Source organism: Geomonas diazotrophica (genome assembly GCF_019063885.1).
In the GTDB taxonomy this organism is placed as follows: Bacteria; Desulfobacterota; Desulfuromonadia; order Geobacterales; family Geobacteraceae; genus Geomonas; species Geomonas diazotrophica.
The window spans coordinates 2,960,066-2,984,889 of the sequence record NZ_CP077684.1; the positions used below are offsets into that span (position 1 = coordinate 2,960,066).

Annotated in this window: 23 protein-coding genes; 8 read left to right on the plus strand and 15 right to left on the minus strand. The window is 62.6% G+C overall.

Annotated elements, in window-relative coordinates:
• Positions 1-29: 29 nt before the first annotated feature.
• Positions 30-1,271, plus strand: a complete 1,242-nt coding sequence (locus KP003_RS12860) for a molybdopterin molybdotransferase MoeA (protein WP_216788676.1) — start codon at positions 30-32, stop codon at positions 1,269-1,271.
• A gap of 506 nt (positions 1,272-1,777) precedes the next feature.
• Here KP003_RS12860 and ahcY read toward each other — a convergent pair.
• From ahcY to KP003_RS12875, 3 genes are all read right to left on the minus strand, one after another.
• Positions 1,778-3,145 carry an adenosylhomocysteinase gene (ahcY, locus tag KP003_RS12865; RefSeq protein WP_236026957.1) on the minus strand — a complete coding sequence of 456 codons (1,368 nt, stop codon included), beginning with the start codon at positions 3,143-3,145 and terminating at the stop codon, positions 1,778-1,780.
• 192 nt (positions 3,146-3,337) lie between these two features.
• The gene (locus tag KP003_RS12870; RefSeq protein WP_216788678.1) at positions 3,338-4,255 is read right to left on the minus strand and encodes an ArsR/SmtB family transcription factor; all 918 of its coding nucleotides are present in this window, start codon (positions 4,253-4,255) and stop codon (positions 3,338-3,340) included.
• A 395-nt stretch (positions 4,256-4,650) separates the two neighbouring features.
• Complete coding sequence (locus KP003_RS12875; RefSeq protein WP_216499400.1) at positions 4,651-5,742, minus strand: NAD(P)H-dependent flavin oxidoreductase; 1,092 nt, start codon at positions 5,740-5,742, stop codon at positions 4,651-4,653.
• Between the two features lie 145 nt (positions 5,743-5,887).
• On the opposite strand from KP003_RS12875, the gene KP003_RS12880 reads away from it, so the two are divergent.
• Both KP003_RS12880 and KP003_RS12885 read left to right on the plus strand, forming a co-directional pair.
• Positions 5,888-6,847, plus strand: coding sequence for a sensor histidine kinase (locus KP003_RS12880; RefSeq protein WP_216788680.1), 960 nt, complete (start codon positions 5,888-5,890; stop codon positions 6,845-6,847).
• Positions 6,848-6,849: 2 nt separating this feature from the next.
• The gene (locus KP003_RS12885; protein WP_216499402.1) at positions 6,850-7,554 is read left to right on the plus strand and encodes a response regulator transcription factor; all 705 of its coding nucleotides are present in this window, start codon (positions 6,850-6,852) and stop codon (positions 7,552-7,554) included.
• A 169-nt stretch (positions 7,555-7,723) separates the two neighbouring features.
• On the opposite strand, the gene metK is transcribed toward KP003_RS12885, so the two are convergent.
• Positions 7,724-8,893, minus strand: coding sequence for a methionine adenosyltransferase (gene metK / locus KP003_RS12890; RefSeq protein WP_216499403.1), 1,170 nt, complete (start codon positions 8,891-8,893; stop codon positions 7,724-7,726).
• Positions 8,894-9,158: 265 nt separating this feature from the next.
• Between metK and KP003_RS12895 the strand changes: the two genes are divergently transcribed.
• Positions 9,159-9,674: a hypothetical protein gene (locus KP003_RS12895; RefSeq protein WP_216788683.1), complete on the plus strand. Its 516-nt coding sequence runs from the start codon at positions 9,159-9,161 to the stop codon at positions 9,672-9,674.
• Positions 9,675-9,741: 67 nt separating this feature from the next.
• Here the strand turns inward: KP003_RS12895 and KP003_RS12900 are convergent, their stop codons facing one another.
• Positions 9,742-10,257 (minus strand): peptidylprolyl isomerase, encoded by a 516-nt coding sequence (locus tag KP003_RS12900; protein WP_216499405.1) that lies wholly within the window; start codon positions 10,255-10,257, stop codon positions 9,742-9,744.
• A 196-nt stretch (positions 10,258-10,453) separates the two neighbouring features.
• Between KP003_RS12900 and KP003_RS12905 the strand changes: the two genes are divergently transcribed.
• Positions 10,454-11,089 (plus strand): peroxiredoxin, encoded by a 636-nt coding sequence (locus KP003_RS12905; RefSeq protein WP_216499406.1) that lies wholly within the window; start codon positions 10,454-10,456, stop codon positions 11,087-11,089.
• A 30-nt stretch (positions 11,090-11,119) separates the two neighbouring features.
• Here KP003_RS12905 and KP003_RS12910 read toward each other — a convergent pair whose 3' ends face one another.
• Positions 11,120-13,156, minus strand: a complete 2,037-nt coding sequence (locus KP003_RS12910; protein WP_216788685.1) for an ATP-dependent helicase — start codon at positions 13,154-13,156, stop codon at positions 11,120-11,122.
• Between the two features lie 209 nt (positions 13,157-13,365).
• Between KP003_RS12910 and ligA the strand changes: the two genes are divergently transcribed.
• Complete coding sequence (ligA, locus tag KP003_RS12915) at positions 13,366-15,372, plus strand: NAD-dependent DNA ligase LigA (protein ID WP_216788686.1); 2,007 nt, start codon at positions 13,366-13,368, stop codon at positions 15,370-15,372.
• A gap of 105 nt (positions 15,373-15,477) precedes the next feature.
• Here the strand turns inward: ligA and KP003_RS12920 are convergent, their stop codons facing one another.
• From KP003_RS12920 to KP003_RS12945, 6 genes are all read right to left on the minus strand, one after another.
• Positions 15,478-16,389 carry an electron transfer flavoprotein subunit alpha/FixB family protein gene (locus KP003_RS12920; RefSeq protein WP_216499409.1) on the minus strand — a complete coding sequence of 304 codons (912 nt, stop codon included), beginning with the start codon at positions 16,387-16,389 and terminating at the stop codon, positions 15,478-15,480.
• A 10-nt stretch (positions 16,390-16,399) separates the two neighbouring features.
• On the minus strand, positions 16,400-17,176 hold the full coding sequence (locus KP003_RS12925; protein ID WP_216499410.1) for an electron transfer flavoprotein subunit beta/FixA family protein: 777 nt from the start codon (positions 17,174-17,176) through the stop codon (positions 16,400-16,402).
• Positions 17,177-17,366: 190 nt separating this feature from the next.
• The gene (locus tag KP003_RS12930) at positions 17,367-17,555 is read right to left on the minus strand and encodes a hypothetical protein (RefSeq protein ID WP_216499411.1); all 189 of its coding nucleotides are present in this window, start codon (positions 17,553-17,555) and stop codon (positions 17,367-17,369) included.
• Between the two features lie 118 nt (positions 17,556-17,673).
• Positions 17,674-18,594 carry a diguanylate cyclase gene (locus KP003_RS12935; RefSeq protein WP_216499412.1) on the minus strand — a complete coding sequence of 307 codons (921 nt, stop codon included), beginning with the start codon at positions 18,592-18,594 and terminating at the stop codon, positions 17,674-17,676.
• A 366-nt stretch (positions 18,595-18,960) separates the two neighbouring features.
• A complete protein-coding gene (locus KP003_RS12940; RefSeq protein ID WP_216499413.1) occupies positions 18,961-19,236 on the minus strand; it encodes a hypothetical protein in 276 nt (91 codons plus the stop codon).
• Positions 19,237-19,294: 58 nt separating this feature from the next.
• The gene (locus tag KP003_RS12945) at positions 19,295-20,176 is read right to left on the minus strand and encodes a pseudouridine synthase (protein ID WP_217299650.1); all 882 of its coding nucleotides are present in this window, start codon (positions 20,174-20,176) and stop codon (positions 19,295-19,297) included.
• Positions 20,177-20,699: 523 nt separating this feature from the next.
• Here KP003_RS12945 and KP003_RS12950 point away from each other — a divergent pair.
• Entirely contained in the window at positions 20,700-21,113 is a 414-nt protein-coding gene (locus KP003_RS12950; RefSeq protein WP_216499415.1) for a MerR family transcriptional regulator, read from the plus strand.
• A gap of 71 nt (positions 21,114-21,184) precedes the next feature.
• Complete coding sequence (locus tag KP003_RS12955) at positions 21,185-22,432, plus strand: endonuclease Q family protein (RefSeq protein ID WP_216499416.1); 1,248 nt, start codon at positions 21,185-21,187, stop codon at positions 22,430-22,432.
• Here the strand turns inward: KP003_RS12955 and KP003_RS12960 are convergent.
• From KP003_RS12960 to KP003_RS12970, 3 genes are all read right to left on the minus strand, one after another.
• The gene (locus tag KP003_RS12960; protein ID WP_216499417.1) at positions 22,425-23,132 is read right to left on the minus strand and encodes a DsbC family protein; all 708 of its coding nucleotides are present in this window, start codon (positions 23,130-23,132) and stop codon (positions 22,425-22,427) included. The two genes, KP003_RS12955 and KP003_RS12960, sit on opposite strands and share 8 nt — an antisense overlap.
• Before the next feature lie 99 nt (positions 23,133-23,231).
• Entirely contained in the window at positions 23,232-24,131 is a 900-nt protein-coding gene (locus tag KP003_RS12965; RefSeq protein ID WP_217299651.1) for an ROK family protein, read from the minus strand.
• Positions 24,128-24,610: an HIT family protein gene (locus KP003_RS12970; RefSeq protein ID WP_216499419.1), complete on the minus strand. Its 483-nt coding sequence runs from the start codon at positions 24,608-24,610 to the stop codon at positions 24,128-24,130. The genes KP003_RS12965 and KP003_RS12970 overlap by 4 nt, the downstream gene beginning before the upstream one ends.
• Positions 24,611-24,824 lie beyond the last annotated feature (214 nt).

Here is a 24,824-nt window from a genome sequence, read left to right on the forward strand (position 1 = left end):
CGACGCCGCATAGAGCACTGAGGTGCATCATGCCAAGCTTTGAAGAAGCGCGAGGCATCATACTGGCCCACGTCGCCCCGCTGGGAGAAGAAAACGTACCGCTGTCCGACGCCCTGGGGCGCGTGGTGAGCAGGGACATCATCGCCCCGTGGGACCTGCCGCAGTACGACAATTCGGCCATGGACGGCTATGCCGTACACGCCGCCGACTGCACCTCGGTCCCCACCCGACTCATGATTACCGGCTTCCTCCCGGCCGGCGGCGAGGAATGCCCCGCCGTGACCGTCGGTTGCGCGGTGCGGATCATGACCGGCGCCCCCATCCCCCCCGGTTGCAACGCCGTGGTCCCGATCGAGGAAACAGAGCAGGCTGGGGACCAGGTTGTCATCAACCAGAAGGTGCTCCCCAAACAGCACGTCCGGATCAAGGGAAGCGACGTCGCCTCCGGCACCCAGGTCCTCCCGGCCGGCAGCCAGGTCCGTCCCGCCGAGATCGGCATGCTGGCGGCCATGGGGCAGGCGCTGGTGCCGGTGTACCGCAAGGCACGGGTAGCCATCCTCTCCACCGGAGACGAGCTCATCGAGCTGGGCGAAAGCCCGAGGTCCGGCAAGGTGATCAACTCCAACGCCCTGTCGCTCGCCGCCGCTGTGCGCGAGGCGGGGGCGGAACCGGTGCTGCTCGGAATCGCGCGTGACAACCTGGAAAGCCACAGCGACAAGATGCAGGAGGGGCTTTGCTGCGATGCCCTGATCACCTCGGCAGGCGTCTCCGCCGGTGACCGCGACCTGGTCCGGGAGGTTGCCGCAAGCCTCGGCGCCGAGGAGCAGTTCTGGAAGATAGGGATGAAGCCGGGCGGCCCCACCGCCTTCTCGGTATGGCAGGGAAAGCCGATCTTCTCGCTCCCCGGCAACCCGGTATCGACCATGGTGACCTTCGAGCTGTTGGTGAAGCCCGCCCTTCTGAAGATGATGGGACACAAAAGGGTGCTTCCCCCCTTCGTGAAGGGGATACTCGCCGAGGACGCCCACAAAAAACCCGGCAAGCTGCACTTCATCAGGGTGACGGTCAAGAAACGGCATGGCAGGCACGTCGCCTATTGCGCCGGCGAGCAACACACCGCCATCCTGAGCACCATGACCAGGTGCGATGCCCTGGCCGCCCTCCCCTGTGACGCCACCTTCATCCCGGCCGGGAGTGAAGTGGACTTGGCGCTGTTGAGGGAGGTGGACCTTTTGAGCGAGGCTGAAGTCGGCATAAGGTGCTGTGCCTGAAGCAGAACCAAAGCTGAACGGGTGATAATAATAATTAATTTGGTATATTTTCCTTCCCGAATATGCGATAAAGCGGATGGTAGGATTCGGGAGGTGAAATATGCAAGAGATGTTGATTTTAGGTGGGATCGTTGTGGGGTGGATCGTGTTGCAGCGCTTCATCCTGCCCCGCATGGGGATCGAGACTTGAATGTCTCCCGCATGCTCCGGGGACCGGGGTAAGAAGAAGGAAGAAGAGAAAGAGCAGGAAGGATAAGAAAGGGCGCCGCTAAAAGCAGGCGCCCTTTCTTTTTGTTGTGATGATATTTCCCCTCGCACCAACCGTAGGGGCGAATAATCATTCGCCCCCCTTACCGCACCTGCGCCTCTTTCACCATCGGCAGAGGTCGGGGCACCGACGGCTGGGCAAATAATTATTTGCCCCTACAAGGCCGTCACCTCATTCGCCCCCGCTGCGGTTGATGCCGGCAATGCCGCCACGTAGAACGTTGAACGTCCGTTGCCTTTTAATACCTGTAATGCTCCGACTTGTACGGTCCTTCCTTCTTGACGCCGATGTAGGCGGCCTGGGCGTCGGTCAGCTCGGTGAGCATGGCGCCGAGGGTCTTCAGCTGCAGGCGCGCCACCTTCTCGTCCAGCTCCTTCGGAAGGATGTAGACGCCGACGGGATATTTGCCCGGGTTGCAGAAGATCTCCATCTGCGCCAGGGTCTGGTTGGCGAAGGAGGAGGACATGACGTAGGAGGGGTGGCCGGTGGCGCAGCCCAGGTTCACCAGGCGCCCTTCGGCGAGGAGGATGATGCGCTTGCCGTCCGGGAAGATGACGTGGTCGACCTGCGGCTTGATGTTTTCCCACTTGTACTGCTTGAGCTTGGCCACCTCGATCTCGTTGTCGAAATGCCCGATGTTGCAGACGATGGCGTTGTGCTTCATCGCCTTCATGTGGTCGTGGGTGATGACGTCGATGTTGCCGGTGGTGGTGACAAAGATGTCGGCCTTGTCGGCCGCCCACTCCATGGTGACCACCTTGTACCCTTCCATGGCCGCCTGCAGCGCGCAGATCGGGTCGACCTCGGTGACCCAGACCTGGGCCTGCAGCCCGCGCATCGCCTGGGCGCAACCCTTGCCCACGTCGCCGTAACCGCAGATGACCGCCACCTTGCCGGCCACCATGACGTCGGTGGCGCGCTTGATGCCGTCCATGAGGGACTCGCGGCAGCCGTAGATGTTGTCGAACTTGGACTTGGTGACCGAGTCGTTCACGTTGATGGCCGGGAACTTCAGGGTGCCCTTCTCGTACATCTGGTACAGGCGGTGCACACCGGTGGTGGTCTCCTCGGTGACACCCTTGATGCAGGCCGCGGTCTTGGAGTACCAGCCAGGCTGCTCGGCAAGCCGCTTCTTGATGGCCGCGAAGAGGAACTGCTCCTCCTCGCAGGTCGGGTTGGCGATCACGGAAGGATCCTTCTCAGCGTCGCTCCCCAGGTGCAGCAGCAGGGTGGCGTCGCCGCCGTCGTCGAGGATCATGTTCGGGGAGCCGCCGTCGTGCCATTCGAAGATCTTGTGGGTGTAGTCCCAGTATTCGGCCAGCGTCTCACCCTTGTGCGCGAAGACCGGGATGCCTGCGGCGGCGATGGCCGCGGCGGCGTGGTCCTGGGTGGAGAAAATGTTGCAGGAGGCCCAGCGCACCTCGGCGCCCAGCGCGGTCAGCGTCTCGATGAGCATGGCGGTCTGGATGGTCATGTGCAGCGAGCCGGCGATGCGCGCCCCCTTGAGCGGCTGGGCGGCGGCGTACTCCTCGCGGATCGCCATGAGCCCCGGCATCTCGGTTTCTGCGATGATCATCTCCTTGCGGCCCCAATCGGCCAGCGACATATCCTTTACGATGTAGTCCTTGGTCACGTTACTTCTCCTTTCGATGGATTAGCTTCTGCGCTTCGTTTTGTACTTAGAGACTACCCTCGCCCTCCGGGAGAGGGGCAGGGGTGAGGGAGCTGCAATCTGCGCCATCCGTTGCAATAATGCCATCACCCGCCCTATCGGGCACCCTCCCCCAGGGGAGAGGGGCTACTTTTTCACCGCCCTCACCAGCAGCACGTCCTCGGCACCGTTTGCGGCGGCGACACGCTGCACGGCGATCTCGGAAAGCCCGGCCCCTGCCAGCCATGCCTTGAGCTCCTCCTCCTCGAAGCCCAGCCACTGGTCGGCCAACTGCTCCCGGGCCCACTCGCGCTCATGGCGCGCCAGATCGGCCAACACCACGATTCCCTGCGGCTGGAGCACCCGCGCCATCTCCGCCAGCACCGCCTGCGGGTCGGGGGCATGATGCAGCACCATGTTGGCTATCACGCACCCCACGCCCCCATTTGCGATGGGAAGATGGGTCATCTCGCCGAGCCGGAGTTCGGCTCCCGGGACACCGTCCTGGACCAGGCGCCGCCGCGCCTCCACCAGCATGGCAGGGGAATGATCCACACCGATCACCTGCTTTGCCTTGCGGGCCAGTTCAGCCATCAGGGTCCCGGTGCCAACACCGATCTCCAGCAGCACGGGGACCTCGGGAACCAGCGCGAGCAGCCCCTCCTGGTACTCCGGCACCGGCAGCAGGGTACGCGACAGTTCGTCCCACTGGGCGGCGTGCCGGTCGAAGAATTCGAGGCTCCGCTTGCGGCGTGCCTCCAGCGCCTGCGCCACGGCGGCAAGATCGTTGCGGCGTTCGGGAAGCTGTTCCAGCGCGCGCTCGAACTCGGGTCTTATGGCGCTGAAAAATGGGTTCTGTTCCCCTGCGCGGTAGTAGCTCCAAGTCCCCTGGCGCTTCACCGATAGCACACCCGCCTCCGCCAAAATCTTCAGGTGCCGGGAGATGCGCGACTGCCCCATCCCCATGATCTGGGTCAGTTCCTGGACGGTGAGTTCCGACTTGAGCAGCAGGGCCACCAGGCGTAGCCGGCACGGATCGGCCAGTGCTTTGAAAAGTTCCAGCATAGGGTATATCAACCTTGGCGATTATCTTAAATCAAATTTTCTTGATATACCACGACGCACTGCTGCTGGCAAGGCGAAAACCATATTATTTACCGCTCATTGGCCGGACGACTCCGCCGATGGGGTTTGCCCCCCTCGCCCGCCGGGAGAGGGGTCGGGGGTGAGGGGCGCCGCAAGGCAAGGGCGCAGGAGGCGCCATCGCCCCCCCCCTTCGGGCACCCTCTCCCAGGGGGAGAGGGGACGCTCCGACCTGTCGGCGATCCAGATTCGTTTTTTGCCCTTCTCAGACGTCCTCAGGGCTCCCCCTCGGGCCATGGTTCGGTTGGTGTTAAACGAAAAATCCCCCTGCAGCGTGAAGCTACAGGGGGATTGTCGACATTTCGGTGTAGGTTCCGTCAGGCGGCTTGGTCCTCGGCGACGGCGGCTACCTCGGCGAAGAGCTCGTCGAAGATCTCCTGGACCGTCTCCATGCGGGTTGCTTTCCAGGCGTTGGTGCCGCAGAAGATGAGGCCCGAGTCGACCTCGCCGCGCTGGGCGCGGTCCAGCGACTTGACGATGCAGAAACGCTCGCCGCTCTCCTTGAAGGAGCACTTCTTGAGACAGCCATACGAGCAGGCCGAGGCGTGGTCGCGGTCGTAGGCCATGATCCCTTCCTGGTTGGTGAGGATGGCGCGGCCGGGCAGACCGGCGGGGCTCATGATCAGGCCGATGTCCTCTTTCTTGCAGTCGAGGTAGGCCTGCTTGAAGGCATCCTCGGCATCGCACTCGACGGTGGTGACGAAACGGCTGGCCATCTGCACCCCATCGGCCCCTTCGGCCAAGGCGTGGAGCAGGTCGGCGCGGTCCCAGATGCCGCCGGCCGCGATGATCGGGATGTCCAGGCCGTACTCGCTGAGGAAGAACGCCTTAACGCCGCGCACGGTCTCGTACTGGTCGTATTCGCCGGTTCCGATGTTCTCCATCTTCTCGCCCAGGTGTCCGCCGGCGGTGTCCGGGTCCTCGACGACGACGGCATCCGGGAGGCGGTTGTAGGCCTTGTCCCACTTCTTGGCGATCAACTGGGCGGCACGTACGGAAGAGACGATGGGAACCAGCGCCACATCAGGCGCGTGTGCGGTCAGTCCGGGCAGGGTCATGGGCAGCCCGGCGCCGCAGACCAAGACCTTGGCTCCCGCCTCGACGGAAGCCGCCACAAGTTCCTCGAAGTCGGAAAGGGCGACCATGACGTTGACACCGATGATGCCGTCCGGGGCTATCTCGTAGGCTTTGCGGATCTCTTCTTTCAGGGCCAGACAGTTGCTTTTCAGGTAGTTCTTGCCGTTGAAAAACTCGCTATTCAAGGTTATGCCGGGGGATGCCACCAGCCCGACCCCGCCGCACTTGGCGACGTGCCCTGCCAGAGATCCTGCGGAGATCCTGACCCCCATGCCGCCCTGGATCAGCGGGTAACGTGCCTCGTGTTTGCCAATGCGCAACGGTTTGAACATATGCTTCCTCCTGACTGTCTGACTGCACCGTAAACACATTAACAGAGAACCTCAAATTCTTTTGTAATAGTACTGTAAAACAAAGGAGCCTCTCCCCCCACAGATACCCCTTGCAAAAAGCCGGCAGCGATGCTACCAGTGGGGCATGAAAATGAACCGGAAACTGTCCAACCCGTTGATTGCACTGATAGGGATCCAGCTGATCTGGGTGGTGATGGTCATCTCCTGGATCTACTGGTTCATCGGCAGGAGCAAAGAGTTCCGCAACCTGGCCTTGCGCTACAAACCGGAACTGCTGACCCAGGGGATGGAGTGGATCGTCCTGGTCGAGGGGCTCCTGATGGCGATCGCCATCTTGGCCGGGGTCTATATCATCTTTCTCTACTGGCGCCGCCAGGCCAAGCTCTACCTCCAGCAGCGCAGCTACATCTCCCAGTTGACCCACGAACTCAAGTCGCCGCTCGCCTCCATCCAGTTGCACCTGGAGACGGTGAAGATGAGGGACCTCCCCAAGGAAAAGCTGGACGGTTTCATCGACACCATGCTCGCCGATACCGAACGACTCAACGTGCTGACCAGCAACCTGCTCATGGCGACCAGGATCGAATTCCGCCAACTGAGCGACAAGGCGAAGAAGATCGACTTCTCCGAGTTCGTCACCAACTACCTGCAGGGCAAGAGCAGCGACCTCCCCGAGGGAGGAAAGCTCACCCTGGAAGTGGAACCCAACATCAACGCCACCATCGACGTCGAAGGAATGGAGATGGCGCTCAGGAACCTCTTCGAGAATGCGCTGCTCTACTCGCCGGTTTCCCCGGAGATCAGGGTTTCGCTCAAGCGCAGCGTAAGCGGCAGGCAGTGCCTGATCGAGTTCCAGGACAACGGCAAGGGGCTCAAGAAGAACGAACTGGAGAAGATCTTCGACATGTTCTACCGGGTGCGCACCCCCGGTGAGAACATCAGGGGGACCGGCCTGGGGCTCTATATCGTGAGATCCGTGGTGAACGCCCACGGTGGCAGGATCTCGGTCGAGAGCCCGGGGCTCGGCAAAGGGTGCACCTTCCACATCACCCTGCCGCTTCATGGCAGGCAGCAAAGAGGTTAGGCATGTCCGGCGAAAAACCGCACATACTGCTTGTCGAGGACGAGATGCACCTCGCGCGCGGCATCACCTTCAACCTGGAACAGGAAGGTTACCTGGTGAGCCACGTGGAGAGCGGCGAGGAGGCGCTCGAGAAGGTCACCATGGAGAAGTTCGACCTGATCATCCTGGACGTTATGCTCCCTGGCATCGGCGGTTTCGATGTTTGCCAGCAGATCCGGGGGCTCGATTCGAGGGTGCCGGTGCTGATGCTCACCGCGCGCTCCGCCGAGAGCGACCGGATCTCGGGCCTCGCCGCCGGCGCCGACGATTACCTGGTCAAACCATTCAACCTGAAGGAGTTCCTGCTAAGGGTTTCCGGGATGCTGCGGCGCAGCGCCTGGTATCGGCCGGAGCCGGTGGAGGAAGGGTACCGCTTCGGGGACAACGAGGTGTTCCTGCTTTCCTACCGGGCCAGGACCAGGCAGGGGGAGATCGATCTCACCGACCTCGAAGTGCGCATGCTGTCGCTGTTCTTCCATCGTGAAGGGGAAGCCATACCGCGCGGCGAGATCCTGGAAAACGTCTGGGGATATGCCACCGACGCCGAGACCAGGACCCTGGACAACTTCATCGTGCGGCTCAGGAAGTATTTCGAGCCCGAGCCCTCGCGTCCCGTGTTCTTCCAGACCGTGCGCGGCGTGGGGTATCGGTTCAGCAGGAAGAGCTAGAAACCGTCCTACGTTCTATGTTCTACGTTCTAAGTTCTAGGTTCTACCTTCTACGTTCTACGTTGAAATACTAACGGCAGCCTACGCAAAAGGCCCTCCGGAATCCGGAAGGCCTTTTGCTTTTTAAACGTAGAACGTAGAACTTAGAACCTGTTTTATTGAACCGGTTTTAGAGTCCCGCCTTCTCCCTGATGAGGGCGGCCTTGTCGGTGCGCTCCCAGGTGAACTCGGGGAGCTCGCGGCCGAAGTGGCCGTAGGCTGCGGTCTTCTTGTAGATCGGACGCAGCAGGTCGAGCTGCTCGATGATGGCACGCGGACGGAGGTCGAACACCTCGCGCACGATCTCGGAGATGCGCTTGCTCGGGATCTTCCCGGTGCCGTTGCAGTCAACCATGACGGAAACCGGCTCGGCGACGCCGATGGCGTAGGCCACCTGCACTTCGCAACGCTCGCAGACGCCGGAAGCCACCAGGTTCTTGGCGACGTAGCGCCCCATGTAGGCTGCGGAACGGTCCACCTTGGAGGGGTCTTTGCCCGAGAACGCGCCGCCGCCGTGGGCGCCGTGCCCGCCGTAGCTGTCCACGATGATCTTGCGGCCGGTGAGACCGCAGTCGCCCATCGGACCGCCGATGACGAAACGGCCGGTCGGGTTGATCAGGAACTTGGTGTTGGCGTCCATCAGGTTGGCCGGGATGATCTTCTTGACGACCTCCTCGATGATCCCTTCCTTGATCATCTCGTAGGAGACCTCGGGGGAGTGCTGCGAGGAGATGACCACGGTGTCGACGTGAACCGGCTTGTCATCGATGTACTGGATGGAAACCTGGGACTTGGAGTCCGGACGGAGGAAGTCGAGCACGCCGGTCTTCCTGACGTCGGCAAGCCTGGAAACCAGCTTGTGCGCCATGAGGATCGACATCGGCATCAGCTCAGGGGTCTCGTTGCAGGCGAAGCCGAACATGAGCCCCTGGTCGCCGGCGCCCTGCTCCTTGAACATCCCCTCGCCTTCGGTGACGCCCTGGGCGATGTCGGGGGACTGCTTGTCGATGGAGGTGAGCACCGCGCAGGTCTCCCAGTCGAAGCCCATGGCGGAATCGTTGTAGCCTATCTCGCGGATGGTCTCGCGGACGATCTTGGGGTAGTCGATTATAGCGTTGGTGGTGATTTCACCGGCGATGACCGCCATACCGGTGGTCACCAGCGTTTCACAGGCCACGCGAGACTTGGGATCCTGGGCCAGGATCGCATCGAGGATCGCGTCGGATACCTGGTCGGCAACCTTGTCCGGATGCCCTTCCGAAACAGACTCGGACGTAAAGATAAAGTCCTTCATTTCCATAAGGTAAAACCCCCTAACGAAGTGTGTAGCAGGTAGCTGTAAAGCTTGCAGATTGTATAGTTGGCGATTACCTTTGTCAATAATTGAATGCGACCAATATCAATCAGTTCCACGGCCCCGCACCCCGATACCAGACAACGTCGCTTATAATTAGTTGATTCCAATAAAACTCCCGATACAATCTTTTCCGTTGAGCCTGGCTGGCGCTGATTGCCCTATTCATGCGTCACCTTTGGCAGAATCGATGCTTCCGGAGGAGGATCAGATGAGAGTGCTTTGGCTGGCGATGCTGTGTCTGCTCCTTGGGGCTTGCGGCGGTGGCTCCGGCTCGAACGGCGCCTCCGGGGACGACGGCAACGTGCTGACACCGGAGCCCGCGGCCGGTACGGCGCGCCTCACCGTCGGCACGCTGGGACCTGCCGCTGATTCGGTCTTTTATGCCGCGCAATTCACCCTGCGCCTCCCCGCCGGAGCCTCGCTCCCGACCGCTGACGGCAGCAGTCTGCTCCCTGACGGGGTGCTGGCCCCTGCCGTCAGCGGCAGTTACGCCGGCGCCAGCTTCCTGCAGCCCGCCGGAGCGGGATCGGGCCCGCTGCTGCTGGTGAACGTGGCCCATCCCGGCGGGCTCACCGTCGGCCCCCTGGCGACCCTCACCTGCCAGGTCGCCGCGGGCGCGCCCCCCACGGCCGACGCCTTCACGCTGGAGAGCTTTTCCGCACGCGACGGCAACGGCGTCGTCATCCCCGGAATCACCGCGAGATTGACCCTGCAAACGCAATGAGCGGCTGACGGATTTCCGCCAGCCGCTCACCTCTTCGTCTTCCCCCGTGGGGGAGCCCGTTCCTTCCCTACTCGGCCAGCTTGAGGGAGTTGATGAAGACCGGCTCCACCGGCACGTCCTGGTGGCCTGCCTTGTTGCCGGTTTTCACTTCGCGAATGGCGTCGACCACATCCATCCCCTCGATCACCTGCCCGAAAACTGCATAGCCGAAACGATCCGGGGTCTTGCCGGCGTGGTCGAGGAACGCGTTGTCCACGACGTTGATGAAGAACTGGGAGGTGGCGCTGTCGACTACGGAGGTACGGGCCATGGCCAGGGTGCCGCGCACGTTCTTCAGGCCGTTGGTGGCCTCGTTCTTGATGGCGAACTTGGTCTTCTTAGGCTGCATGTTCTCGTCCAGCCCGCCTCCCTGGACCATGAAGCTCTTGATCACGCGGTGGAAGATGGTGCCGTCGTAGTAGGCGTCTTTCACGTAGGAAAGGAAGTTGCGCACGGAGATGGGAGCCTTGTCCTTGAAGAGCTCGATCTTAACGGTGCCCATCGAGGTCTCCATGACGACTACGGGATTTTTTTCTTCAGTCATTATGTTGCTCCTTTATAGTGGTTTGGATACATCTATTACGGGTTGCAGCGGTCTTGAATACCATACAACGGGCTGCCTGGGAAGTTTTTACTGGTTGGAGCGCTGTAGCTACGGTATCATGTACAGTCAGTGATTGTACCAGAACCAGTCTTGCAATGCAGCTTACGGCATTAAAATATTCACAGGAGCGGTCCGAATGAAACTCTCAACCATCACACTCTTGGCGGCACTGACACTCTCACTTTTCACCAGCGCGCTGCCCGCAGCCGCCGTAGATGACCTGCAGCAGGTCGCCAAGGTCGGCGACCCGGCTCCCAACTTCAGGCTGGACGCGTGGGTCGGCACCACCGCCGGCAAGGAGTTCAAGCAGATCTCCCTCGACGACTACCGCGGCAAGTGGGTGCTCCTCTTCTTCTACCCCATGGACTTCACCTTCGTCTGCCCCACCGAGATCAAGGGGTTCAACCAGGCGCTCCCCGAGTTCGAGAAACTGAACACCGTGGTCCTCGGCGCCTCGACCGACAGCAAGTACTCCCACCTGGCCTGGGTGCAGCGCGGCGACCTGGGCAACCTGCAGTACCCCCTGCTTTCCGACATCAAGAAGGAGGTCGCGCAGAAGTACGGCTGCCTGGACGATAAGGAAGGCGTCGCCCTGCGCGCCCTGTTCATCATCGACCCGGACGGCGTGCTCCAGTACCAGGTGGTGCACAACCTCGACGTGGGCAGGAGCGTGGAGGAGACCCTGCGCGTCCTCGAGGCGCTGCAGACCGGCTCGCTCTGCCCCCTGGGGTGGAAGCCGGGCCAGAAGACCCTTGGCAAGCCCCACCCCTAGCCCTCTCCGACGGGGGCGGGCTCCCGCCCCCTACCCCATCATGGCCCTCATCTTGGCGAAGAAATCCTCTGCGCTCTTCTCCGCCTCCTCCGGCGCCACTTCCTTGGCCACCCCGCTTTGCTGCACGTTCAGCACCGTGGCCGGGATCTCCTCCAGAAAGCGCGAGGGGACCCGCTCCTCGAGCTTGCCGTACTTCTTCCGGAAAAGCGTGCGCGTCATCACCAGCTGCTGCCGCGCGCGCGTGATGCCGACGTAGCACAGGCGGCGCTCCTCGTCGATGCTGTCGTCCTCGTAGATCGCCCTTCTGTGGGGCAGGATCTCGTCCTCCATCCCCACCAGGAACACGAAGGGGAACTCAAGCCCTTTGCTGGAGTGCAGCGACATGAGCGTCACCGCGTCCTTGCCGTGGTCCTTCTTGTCCTTGCCCGAGAAGCGGTCTTCGTCCATGAGCGACACCTTCTCGATGAAACCGCCCAGGGTCGCCTGCGGCACCCGCTCCTCGTAGGCGGCCATGGAGTTGATTATCTGCTCCACGTTCTCCACCTTGCGGCGCGCGGCCTTTTGGTCGTCGATGGTGCGGAAGATCTCCTCTTCGATCTTCAGTTTCTCGAAGAGGGTCTTCCCCTTCTCGGCCAGCCCCCCTTCCACCCGGAAGGAGTCGGCGGCTTCGAGCAGCGTCTGGTGAAAGCCGAGCACCTTGTCCCTGATCGCATCCGAGATCCCCTCGATCTCCCCCACCCGGCTGAACGCCTCGAAAAGCGGGATCTCCTTTTCCAGCGACCACTGGTTGATGCGGATCACGGTGCTGTCGCCGATGCCGCGCCTGGGGAAGTTGACGATGCGCAAAAGCGCCACCTCGTCCAGAGGATTCGCGATCACCTTCAGGTAGGAGAGGGAGTCCTTGACCTCCTTCCTTTCGAAGAACTGGGTCCCCCCCACCAGCACGTAGGGGATGTCCTCGAAGCGGAGCTGCTCCTCGAAGGCGCGGCTCTGGGCGTTGGTGCGGTACAAGATGGCGAAGTCGCTGTAGGGGATGTCCTTCTTGAAGCGCTCCAGCTGGATCCGCTCCACCACGCTGGTCGCCTCCTCCTCGTCGTCCTGCACGATGCAGAGGTCGATGAGCGCCCCCTGCCCCGAGGCGGTCCAGAGGCGCTTGGCCTTTCTCACCTTGTTGTTGCCGATCACGCTGTTGGCGGCTTCGAGGATGTTCCCGGTGGAGCGGTAGTTCTGCTCCAGCTTTATGGTGCGGCACCCCTTGAAATCCTTCTCGAAGTCGAGGATGTTGCCGACGTCGGCGCCGCGCCAGCCGTAGATGGACTGGTCGTCGTCCCCCACCACGCAGAGGTTGTTGCAGCCGGCGGCCAGGAGGTTCACCAGGAGGTACTGGGAGGAGTTGGTGTCCTGGTACTCGTCCACCATGATGTAGCTGAAGCGCTCCTGCCAGTGTTTGAGAACCGGCGGGTGGTGCTGCAAAAGTTCCGCCGTCAGCATGATGATGTCGTCGAAGTCGATGGCGTTGAACGCCTTCAGCGCGGACTGGTAGCGCGGGTAGACCAGCGCGGCCATCATGTCCACGTCGTCGACCGGGTTCGGCGCATAGCGGTCGGGAGGGATCAGCTTGTTCTTGGCGCCGGAGATGCGCCAGATGATGCTCTCCGCGTCGTATTTCTTGCTGTCGGTGTTCACCTCGCGCACGATCTGGCGCACCAGCCCCACCTGGTCGGCCGTGGAGTAGATGGAGAAGTTCTTCTTGTACCCGAGCCGCTCGATGTCCCTCTTCAAGACCCGGACGCCCAGGGAGTGGAAGGTGGAAAGCACGATCCCCTTGGATTCCTTGCGCCCCACCAGGTGCTCCACCCGCTCCTTCATCTCCTTCGCCGCCTTGTTGGTGAAGGTCACGGCGAGGATGCGGTCCGGCGGCACCAGCTTGTTCAGGACCAGGTGCGCGATGCGATAGGTGATCACCCCGGTCTTGCCGGACCCGGCGCCGGCAAGCACCAGCAGGGCCCCTTCCGTATGCTTCACGGCGGCGAGTTGTTCGGGATTGAGACGGGACAGGTCGAGCATGAAATCCTCATGAAGCGGATACTTACGCCAGAGCGGCGGCGCGTGTTTTTCCGCTGCGGGCCAAAAAAGAGCCGCCACCGGAAAGGTGCGGCCGGATATTGTTACCAGAAGCAAAAGGGCAATGCAAGGCGCTATATCCATGCCAGTTCCAAACTGCCGCGCGGTGTGATATAAAGCACCGTTCAAGACAAACCGCCACGAGGTTCACCATGGAAGCACAAGCCGCCGCCCAGCGCATCGCCTGGCTCTCGAAGGAGATCGAGCGCCACAACCGCCTTTACTACGAGCAGGACATGCCGGAGGTCACGGACGCCGAATACGACGCGCTGTTCCGCGAACTCCAGGGGCTGGAGAAAGAATTCCCGGAACTCGCCCTCCCCGATTCTCCCACCGGAAGGGTCGGCGGCCGGCCGCTCGCGAAATTCACCCAGGTGCGCCACAGCATGCCGATGCTCTCCCTGGAGAACGCCTTCACCGAAGAGGACATGGTCGACTTCGACGACCGGGTGAAGCGCTTTCTGGGGCTTGCCGCCGACACCTTGATTCCCTACGTCTGCGAGCCCAAGATGGACGGCGTCGCAGTGGAGCTCGTCTACCGCGAGGGGCTTCTGGCAATCGGCTCCACCCGCGGCGACGGCGTCGTGGGCGAGGACGTGACCCAGAACCTGAAGACCATCAAGGACGTGCCGCTGCGGCTGGAAACGATGGAGCCGCCGGAGCTCCTCACCGTGCGCGGCGAGGTCTATCTCCCCCTGGCCCCCTTTCGCAAGTTCAACCAGGAGCGGGAGGAGGCGGGCGAGGCACCCTTTGCCAATCCCCGCAACGCGGCGGCAGGCTCCCTGCGTCAGCTCGACTCACGGATCACCGCCAAGCGTCCCTTGAGCATCTTCTGCTACGCGCCCGGCGAGTTGGGCGGGGTGGAATTCTCGTCACAGAGCCATTTCCTCAGGACGATCCCCGAGTGGCGCCTGCCGGTCAACCCGCTGACCCGCGTGGTGAACGGCATAGCGGAGATGCTCGCCTACTACCAGGAGATGATGGAGAAGCGTGACGATCTTCCCTACGAGATCGACGGGGTCGTGGTGAAGGTGGATTCCTTCCAGATGCAAAGGGAGTTGGGGGAGAAAAGCCGCTCCCCGCGCTGGGCCATCGCCTGGAAGTTCCCGCCGCGCCAGGCGACCACCATCGTGGAGAAGATCTTCCACTCGGTCGGGCGCACCGGGGTGATCACGCCGGTCGCCTTCCTGAAGCCGGTGAACGTGTCCGGCGTCATGGTGTCCCGCGCCACGCTGCACAACTGGGAAGAGCTGGAGAGAAAGGACATCCGCGAGGGGGACACCGTCGTGGTCGAGCGTGCCGGCGACGTCATCCCGGCCGTGGTGCAGGCCCTCCTCGACCAGCGTCCGGAGGGTGCGGTCAAGCCGCAGGTGCCGGAGGTCTGCCCGGTCTGCGGCGGCGAAGTCGTGCGCCTGCCGGACGAGGTGGCGGTGCGCTGCGTGGGTCTTGCCTGCCCGGCGCAGCTTTTGGAGCGGGTGAAGCACTTCGCCTCCCGGCGCGCCATGGACATCGAGGGGCTGGGCGACAAGTTCATCGAGCAGCTTTTGAGCCTGAAGCTGATCCATGACGTGGCCGACATCTACTCGCTCAAGGAAGAAGACTTCATGCGGTTCGAGCGCATGGGGAAAAAGCTCGCGGAGAACCTGCTGAACGCGATCCAGGCGAGCAAGGAGCGCGACCTGTCGCGGCTCATCTTCGCGCTCGGCATCAGGCACGTCGGCGAGCACACCGCGAAGCTTCTGGCCGGCGCCTTCGGCAGCATCGAGAACCTGGCGCAGGCGAGCGAGGAGGAACTGACCAGCATCCGTGAAGTCGGTCCGCAGGTTGCGACCAGCATAGCCGACTTCTTCAGAAACGAAGAGAACCTGAAGGTGCTGGATCGGCTGAAGGAAGCCGGGGTCAGTCCCAAGGTCGAGGAGAAGCGGGTTGGCGGCAGGTTCACCGGCAAGACCTTCGTCTTCACCGGAGCGCTGGAGAAGTTCACCCGCGACGAGGCCAAGAAGATGGTTGAGCAGGAAGGGGCCCACGCCGCCGGGAGCGTCTCGAAGAAGACCGACTACGTGGTAGCCGGCGCCGACGCCGGCAGCAAGCTGGAGAAGGCGCGCCAGTTGGGCGTGCGGGTCTTGACCGAAGAGGAGTTTTTGGAGTTGATGCAGTAGAAGCTGCCGGCAGAAAAACCGGCAACAGATGAGCCTATACGGCAAGGGGCGCGGCAACCGCACGGTTGCCGCGCCTTTTTTGGGTCAGCGGTGGTACTCCGGTCCTTACTTCGCCAGCTTGGCGGTCAGCGCGGGCACGAACTGCATCACGTCGGCCACCACCAAGACGTCGGCTACCTCGCCGATGGGGGCGTCCTTGTCCTTGTTGATGGCCACGATGAAACCCGACTTCTTCATTCCGGCCAGATGCTGAATGGCACCGCTGATGCCACAGGCGACGTAGAGCTTCGGACTCACGGTCTGCCCGGTCACCCCAACCTGCGCCCCCGCCTCCATCCAGCCGCTGTCCACGACCGGGCGGCTCGCCCCAACCTCGCCGCCCAACACCCTGGCGAGTTCGGCGATCACCGGCAGGTTCTCCTTCTTCCCGACACCACGCCCGGCACTGACAATGATCTCCGCCCTGGTCAGGTCGACTCCCTTGCGGACCGCCGCCTCGTACCCCAGGAACTCACTCCTTGCCTCACCTTCCGCCTCCAGCGGCTGCTTCTGCGGCATCCCCCCCGGCACCAGCGCCGGGAAGGCCCCTCCCTGCAGGGTGACAACCACGGGAGCGCCCACCGGCTTCACGACCTGCCTCATCTTTTGACTGCAGCAGGGACGCTCGAAACCTCCCTCCGCCAGGGCAACCACCTCGGACACCTGCGGTGCCTTGAGCAGGGCCGCGACCCGCGGTGCGAGGTCCCAGCCGTAGGAGGTGTGCATGAAGACCACGTAGTCCGGCTTTTCCCGCTCCACCGCCGCCTGCACCAGCAGCTTGTGCAGGTCGGGGTTGTACTCCCCGTACTTGGCTGCGTCGGCCAGGTAGACGGTCCCCCCGTAGCTTGGCAGCGCCCCTTCGTTGCCGACCAGCACCATGGCGGTCTCGGCTCCCAATTGCGAGGCGAAACCGAACAGTTCATAGCTGTGCTCCAGCAGTCTTCCATCCCGGCATTCGCCGACGAGTAACGTTTTCATGGTGCCCCCCTTAACGCAACACGGCCGTCTTGTCCTTGAGTATCCCGATCAGCCGGTCGACCTGGTCCGCAACGTCTCCTTCCAGGACCACCCCGCCCCCCTTCTTGGCCGGAGCCCGGAACTGGGCCATCACCAGTCTGGCATCCTGCTGCAGCAACTGCTCCACGGGGATGACGCTCACCTCTTTCTTCTTCGCCTTCATGATGTTGGGAAGCGTCGGGTAGCGCGGCTGGTTTAGGCCAAGCTGGCAGGTCACCAGGGCCGGGGTCTTGAGCCGTACCGTCCCTTTCACCCCTCCCTCGAGTTCACGCTTCACGGTCACGGTACCGTCGGCGTACTCGAAACCGACCACGGTCGTGGCGCAGGGGTAGCCCAGCATCTCGGCGATGCCCACCCCCACCTGGCTCGAGCCGCGATCCAGGGACTGCATGCCGGTGAAGATGAGATCGAACCCCTCTCCCTTGGCATATGCAGCGATGATCGAGGCGATCTGGAAGGGATCCTTCAGATGGGAGGCCTGGTCCCGCACGTGCACGGCGCGGTCCGCCCCCATGGCAAGCCCCTTCTTGATCGCTTCCACCACGCGGTCCGGGCCCACGCAGAGCAGGGTTATCTCCGGTTCACCCCCCAACTGCTCCTTGAGCAGCACCGCCTGCTCTATGGCGTACTCATCGTACTCGTTGACGCGAAAGGCGAGGTCGGTCTCCGCATACCAGACGCCGTCCGCATCCGGCCGGAAACGCGATTCCATGTCAGGCACCTGCTTGACGCATACCAGGATCTTCATAATGAACCTCCTCCGGCGTTAAGGGCTGCTGCGTGCTTCGACACGCGTCGCCGGGAATGATATCGCTTACTTAGAGAATATAGGAGGAAGCAGAGGTGTCAAATTTTTTCATGAAAAGGCGAGGCCGCGATGGCAGGGGCAAACGCTTTCGCTGAGTTTTTTCGGGAGTTACGGGTGGGCGGCAAGGGAGCTAGAGCCAGTAGGCCAACTCCTCACGGCCGCCCCCCGGCATCCCTTTGTTCTTGAGCCCCAGCTCCAACTCGCACAACAACTGGGTGAGCTGGCGAAAGAGCAGGTTCTTCTCGGCGATATCTTCGGTCTTGTCAAGCCTTGCCAGCAGCTTCAGGTAGTTGGCATAAGCCTCGTCAAAGGTGTCCATACCAGTTCCTCCCGTATTGGCGCCTCGGGCGCAAAAAAACAGGAGGTTACCTTTACCCTTAAATTAAATTTTTTTCAAGTTATTTTCTTAAAAAAAATTAACATCCGTAAAGAGGGTGTCAGAGCGGCATGGTCTCCACCCTGTTGCGGCCGTTCTGCTTGGCGCGGTAGAGCGCCTCGTCGGCTTGGCGGAACAGAGAGTCGATGTTGTCGACGTGAGGGGACGGGTAGGTGGATACCCCGGCGCTGATGGTGACCGTGAGGTCTTGCAGGGGTGGCGGGAAGGTGAAATCGAGCACGGCCTGCCGCAGGCGGTCGGCGGCAACCACCCCACCCTCGAGCGAGGTGCCGGGGTAGACGACGACGAACTCTTCGCCGCCGTAGCGCGCGGCGCTATCGTAGGCGCGCATCTGCTGCTGCACCACGTTGGCCACGGAAGCAAGGACTATGTCGCCGTTTTGGTGGCCATAGGTGTCGTTGACCTGCTTGAAGAAGTCGATGTCTACGATGACCAGGGAAAGGTTTTCGCGGTTGCGTCTGGCCCTGAAGAACTCCGCCTCCAGCACCTCGGCCAGGTAGCGCCGGTTGAAGAGCCCGGTGAGGTGGTCGACGTTGGTGAGACGCTTGAGCTGCTCATTGGCCTTTTTGAGCTCGTCCTGCAGGGACTTGATCTTGAGCTGCACCTTGACGCGCGCCACCAGTTCGCCGGCGTCGAAGGGCTTGGTGAGGTAGTCGCTGGCGCCCTGTTCGAGACCCTTGATCTTGGAGTTGAAGTCCTGCTTGCCGGTCAGCATGATGATGGGAAGACCCTGCAGGTCGGGGCGCGAGGCTACCAGTTGCAGGAACTTGTACCCGTCCATGCGCGGCATCTCGACGTCGCAGATCACCAGGTCGGCCTTGGAGTCGATGAGGGTCTTGAAACCTTCCATCCCGTCCTTCGCTTCCCGGTACTCTTCGAAAAGCCCGACATCCTGCAGGGTCCGTATCACCTGCTCACGAATAGCGGCCGAGTCATCGATCACGAGTGCGCAACTGGACATGAGGTCTCCCATCGGTATAACTCAAACGGCTGCCGGCAGTGCCAACCACGCGCATCGGTCGCCCCGGCGCCGGCGCCGCCGGCAGGGGTGATGAGGTGGCAGCAACCGTGCGGCTTTCCGCGTCATGAATTGCGGAATGGCTTGATGAAAAAGTAGATGATCAGCAGGAACGGAACGGAAGAAAAAGCCGCCTCAAGGTTCCCTTTGAAAAGCTGCCAGGTGCCGAAACTTATCACTGCGATGGTAAATATAAAAAGCAATACTGCTGCGGTCTTTTTCATAGCGGGATAGTTACTAAAGTTTCAGGTGCTTGTCCAGTCATTTCAGATCGGCAGTTGCACAAGCGGGTTCTGCCGTGACTGCTGGTCAGGGCGTGTTCCAGTCCCAGCAGAATTTGAGTTCGTCCTCGGTTACGAAGAGTTCGCAGCAGGTCTTCTGGAAGGCGGCCTGGTTGGCTGCGCTATCCACCTCCTCCTGCACGGTCGCCTCGATCACGGAGTCGGGAAGATCGAGGTTCTTCTCGAACGCCCCTTCCACGAGCCCCGGGCGCCACCCCGCCTCCTTGAGCCGGATCTTGAACAACCCGATGTGAATGCTGTTGTTGACGCCGTAATCGACCAGCAGGAGCACATTCTTGGCCATGTCACACCCCCCTTTATGAGCCAGCGGCTTTGCCAGAGAGTCCGCGAACCGTTCTAGATTACCACAAAAGCTCCCTATCAGACTGGAACTCCAGCAATTCCCCGCTGACGGGATCCCTGAAGCGCAGCCGATGTGCCAGAAGTTGCAACGGCCTTTCGAAGTCATCCGGCTGCCGCGGCTGCAGTTGAGGGTAGAGCCTGTCGTTAAGGATCGGCACGCCCTGCGAGCTCAGGTGCACCCGCAGTTGGTGGGTCTTCCCGGTGAGCGGGCTAAGCCAGAACAGGGAGCGGCCCTCCCGCTCCTCGAGCAGCCGGATCTGCGAGCGCGCGTTGGGAACACCCGGTTCGGTGCCCATCACGAACCAGGGATCCCCCGGCACCAGCCTGCTCTCCACGAGCCAACTCTCCCTGCCGTCGGGCACCCGCCCCATGCCGACCGCCCGGTACTCCTTCTCGATGCGGCCGTCCCTGAACAGCCCGCAGTAGCGGCCGCGCGTCTTCGGGTTCACCGAGAAGAGCACGAGTCCGGCCGTTTCCCGGTCGATCCGGTGCAGCGGCACCAGATGGTGGATGCCGGTCCGCTCCCGGAGTCGGTGCAAGAGGCTTTGGTTCAGGTAGGCACCACCGGGGGTAACCGGCAGGAAATGAGGCTTGCACGCGACCAGCAGTTCGTCGTTTTGAAACAGGATCCGTTCCGGGAAAGGAATCACCCTCTCCTCGTCCATCTCCCTGAAGTAGAAGACCCGCTTCTGGGGAGCGTATGGCGTGCTGCTGTCGACTGGCGCCCCGTCCTCGCCAAGCACCTTTCCCTGGGCGACGCGCGCCTCCCACACCTCCCGGGGAATCCTCGGGAAACGGTCCACCAGAAACGCCAGCACGGTGGGATAAGGCTCTTCGAGCCTGGGCATGGTCACCTTGGCCGGGTACAGCGAGATCGACATGGCGGGCCTTTCGAAAGGGGTGGCAGGCGTTGCGAGAGGCAACGGGCTGTGGCCGAGAAACCGGCACCGACGGCAGGATAGCACGGACCGGCCGTGCAGGCAATCGCGCCGCCCACCCGCCGCGGACGTAGGGGATGCGGCGGCGGGGACAAAAAAAGAGGGGCAACCCGTCGATTGCCCCTAGTGTTGGACGGCCGGCAGAAAGGGCCGATCACAAACCGGTGCAGGCGCTCAAGCGCCTGTTGCTGCTGTGAGCACATGTTTTATTCTCGACCCACCTAACGAACACAAGCTCACGCTTTGGATGCTGCGAGGGACCGCCGAGCCCCCGGCAGTCGTCCGTTGTCCGACACATCTTCTCTGCTGCTGCCTCATTTGATACACCAAAAACAGTGTTTTGTAAACGAGCATTTTATATGACCGGCTTTTCACTCTCGCGGGGGTCCCCTGCCGGAAAGCGATTGACACTCAGAACGCCATGTTCTAGATTAGCTGGGAATTTATCTACCACCGAGAGGTTTTCATGGACATGATCAAGGACGGCGAAGAGATAACCTCGATCGGGGACGTCGCCGCTGCGCTTGGCCTCACCACCAGGACCATCCGCTATTGGGAGGAAGTCGGCATCATCGAAAGCGTCCCGAGAAGCGACGGCGCTACGCGCGGCTTCACCCCGTACTACGTGCGCCGCATCAAGTTCATCATCAAGCTCAAGGAACTGGGGCTCACCATCAAGGAGATGCAGGACCTCTACGCTGCGTACGGCGAGGCCAAGCAGACCGAACGCATGGTGCCGCGGCTGGTGGAAATCCTGGACGAGCACATCGAGAAGATCGACGAAAAGATGGCCAAGCTCGCCTCGCTGCGCAGCGAAATCGTCAGCTACCGGCAGCACATGGTCAACAAGTTCGGCGCCTCCCAAGCCAGCGGCGCCTGACGGCGCCGCCCCTTCGACCCTTTGCGCCCCTCACCGACGGCGCAAGGCGCACCCTTGAGCGCACACCCCACATGAGATTCACAGCAGACCTGCACATCCACTCCCGTTTCTCCAGGGCGACCAGCCGCGACCTGAATCTCGACCAACTCTGGCGCTGGGCGCAGTTGAAGGGGATCCGGGTGGTCGGCACCGGCGACTGCACCCACCCCGGCTGGCTCGCCGAACTGGAGCAGGAGCTGGTCCCCGCCGAGAACGGGTTACTGCGCCTGCGCCGTGAGCCTCCCGACGGCCAGGTGCCGGATAGCTGCCGCGCCCCGGTTTCCTTCCTGCTCAGCGGCGAAATCAGCTGCATCTACCGCAAGGGTGGACGCACCAGGAAGGTACACTGCCTGGTACTGCTCCCCGACTTCGAAGCGGCGCACCGGCTGAACCTGGCACTCTCCCGCGTCGGCACCCTTGCCTCCGACGGCAGGCCGATCCTGAAGCTCGACGCCAAGGACCTCCTGGCCATGGTGCTCCAGGCCTCCCCCCGCGCGCTCCTCGTTCCCGCCCACGCCTGGACCCCCCACTTCTCCATCTTCGGCGCCTGTTCCGGTTTCGAGTCCCTGCAGGAGTGCTTCGAGGAGCTCGCCCCCGAGGTCCACGCTATCGAGACCGGCCTCTCCTCCGATCCGGCCATGAACTGGCGGCTGTCGGTCCTGGACGGCATCACGCTCATCTCCAACTCGGACGCGCACTCGGCCAGTAAGCTCGGACGCGAGGCGACCCTTTTCGACGCGGGGCTTTGCTACCAGGGGATCTACCAGGCCATAGTCGGCGGGAAGGGAGTGGCGGGCACCATCGAATTTTTCCCGGAACAGGGGAAGTATCACGCCGACGGCCACAGATGCTGCGGGGTGAGGCTCTCGCCTGAGCAGACCATCGCGCACGGGTACCGCTGTCCTACCTGCGGCGGAAAGCTCACGGTGGGGGTGCTGCACCGGGTGGAACTGCTGGCGGACCGCGCGGCAGGGGCCAGACCTGAGCAGGCCCCCCCCTTCTGGTCGGTGATACCGCTCATCGATCTGATCGGGGGGGCGCTACGGGTGGGGAGTTCCAGCAAGAAGGCAGAGACGCTCTACTTCGAGCTCCTCGAGCGGTTGGGGAACGAGTTCCACATCCTGCTCGATGCATCCTTGAACGAAATAGCCGCCAGGTCGACGGCGACTCTGGCGGCGGGTATCGGCAGGATGCGTGCGGGTGAGGTGGAGATCGAACCGGGTTATGACGGCAAGTTCGGCACCGTCTCGGTCTCCGCTTCGGAAGAGGATACTACTTGAGCAGCTCGTCCAGGCGGTTCACGTCGGCGCCCACCACCATCTGGCCGTTGATGAAAAAGGTGGGGGTTCCGGTGACGCCGGCCTTCTTGGCCAGCTCCATGTGCTCCTGGGCCAGCCGCTTGATCTCAGGGGAGGCGGGCTTGGCGTTGGCCGGGATCTCCTGCCCCAGCATCATGGCGTCGTAGGCCTGGACCTTGTTCTCGGCCGAGAGGATGTACTCGATCTTGGTGATCGCCCCCGGATGGGCCAGCGGCGCGAAGAAGATGTACTGCGTCACGTCGGTCCTCTTGGTGAAATACTCGGCGCCCCTGCGGCAGAAGGGGCAGTCCGGGTCGGTGAACTCGATGACCACCTTCTTGCCGTCGCCTATCTTGAGCGCCTTGTCCAGCGGCAGGTCCTTTGCCACCTTGGCCATCATGGCCCCTTTGCGCTCGGCGGTGCGGCTCTTCAAGTCCTTGCCCACGATCTCGCCGGTCAGCACCAGCTCCTTGTCCGGGTAGTAGTAAAAGATGCGCTGCCCGGTGACGACTTCGTACAGCCCGGGGATCTCCGTCGGCGTCATGCTGTCGAAGGGAACCTGGGGGAATGCGTTGCGGAAAGACTCCTCCGGTTTGACCGGGGGTGCGGCGAACGAGGTGACCGCCAGGGCGAGCAGAACGCACGCGGTGAAAAGAGCTGTGTAAATCCTTCTAAACGACATGGGCGCCTCCAGAGATCAGTTTGAAGCCCCGCCCTGCGGGACAGCGGTAACTATAGCATAGGTTCGCCGCAAACGGCGCCTGAATAATGAGAGTTTGTTCTAAAAAACGGTGCCGAAGGCGGCCACCGCCGCACCAAGGACTCCGGCGTCGTCCCCCAGTTCCCCCGGCGCGACATGCACCCGGCCGCCCGAAAAGGAAAAGGTCCGTGAAACCAGTTCCCGGCGCAGGGCGGGCGCCAGCAGGTCGAAGCTCTGCGCCACCCCGCCGCACAGGATGACCGCCTCCAGGTTCAACAAATTCACCACGCCCGCCGCGGCGATGCCGAGATAACGACCCGCTTCGGCAAAAGCCGCCAGCGCCGCGGCATCCCCCAGCCGTGCCCGGCGGGCAACCGCGGCGGCATCCTCCCCATCCCGGGCGATGGCCCCAGCGGAGGCGTACTGTTCCAGGCAGCCCCGGCTGCCGCAGCCGCAGGGCCGCCCCTCCGGTTCCACCGGGATGTGACCGAACTCCCCCGCCGCACCGTCGACCCCGGTCCAGAGTTTACCGTCCAGGATCAGCCCTGAGCCGACCCCCGTCCCTATGGTGAGGGCGATGAGGGAGCGGTAGCCCCGTCCCGCGCCGTAGCCCTGTTCTCCCAGGGCGCAGGCGTTGGCATCGTTGAGCACCGCGACCGGCATCCCGGTCGCCACGGAAAGCTCCCGGGCCAGGGGCACCCCCTCGAGAGCCGGGACGTTGACGCTGGCGCGGACCACACCGTCGCTGCAGACCAGACCGGGAACCCCGACGGCGAGTGCGGCGAGGGGGGCCCCGATGCGGGCGGCCTCCTCCTGCAACCGCTCGACCCGCGACAAAAGCCGACGGAGCAGGGAGTCGAGCCCGGCCGCCGGCAGGGTCGGCTCCGCGCTGCGCGCCAGCACCCTCCCCTGCCGGTCCACCAGGGCAAACCTCAGGTTGCTCCCGCCGAGATCCACGCCGATACACAGTTCGCGCCTCACGCCCCCTCCGCTTTGGGGAAGAAGGGGAGCAGCCGGTCGTAGGTCACCAGCAGGGCCTCGGGAAGCACCCGAAGATCCGCCACCACCGACATGAAGTTGCTGTCGCCGTTCCAGCGCGGCACCACGTGCAGGTGGAGGTGGTCGATGACGCCTGCTCCGGCCGCCTTGCCCAGGTTCAGCCCGACATTGAAGCCGTCGGGACGGCTGGCGCGGGTCAGCACCTCCTTGCACAGGGCCACGGTACGGAAGAGCTCCTGCATCTCTTCGCCGGAAAGCTCGTTCAGCTCCGCGGTGTGACGGTGCAGGGAAACCAGCAGGTGGCCGTTGCAGTACGGGTAGCGGTTCAGCATGACGCGGGCCAGCGGGGTCCGGTGGATGATCAGAAGCTCCCGGTCGTCCCCCTCGGTGCAGAAGATGCAGCCCGGCGCCGGCGGCTGCGTCAGGTACTCCATCCTCCAGGGCGCCCAAAGCCTGTCCATGACATCCTCCCCACTCGTTTCCTGTTATAGCCGCGAAGATTATCAACCAGATTGTCTCAATTTACAACCACGACCTGACATTGCAAGAAAGGAGCAGCGGCTTGGGCAGGAAATGAGATCGATCTGGCAGCAAGGCCGGAGATTGATCAGGCGAGGCGACATGCTATAATTTCGCATCCCCTTCTACAACTTCCGTTTTCTGACGAACCTCGAT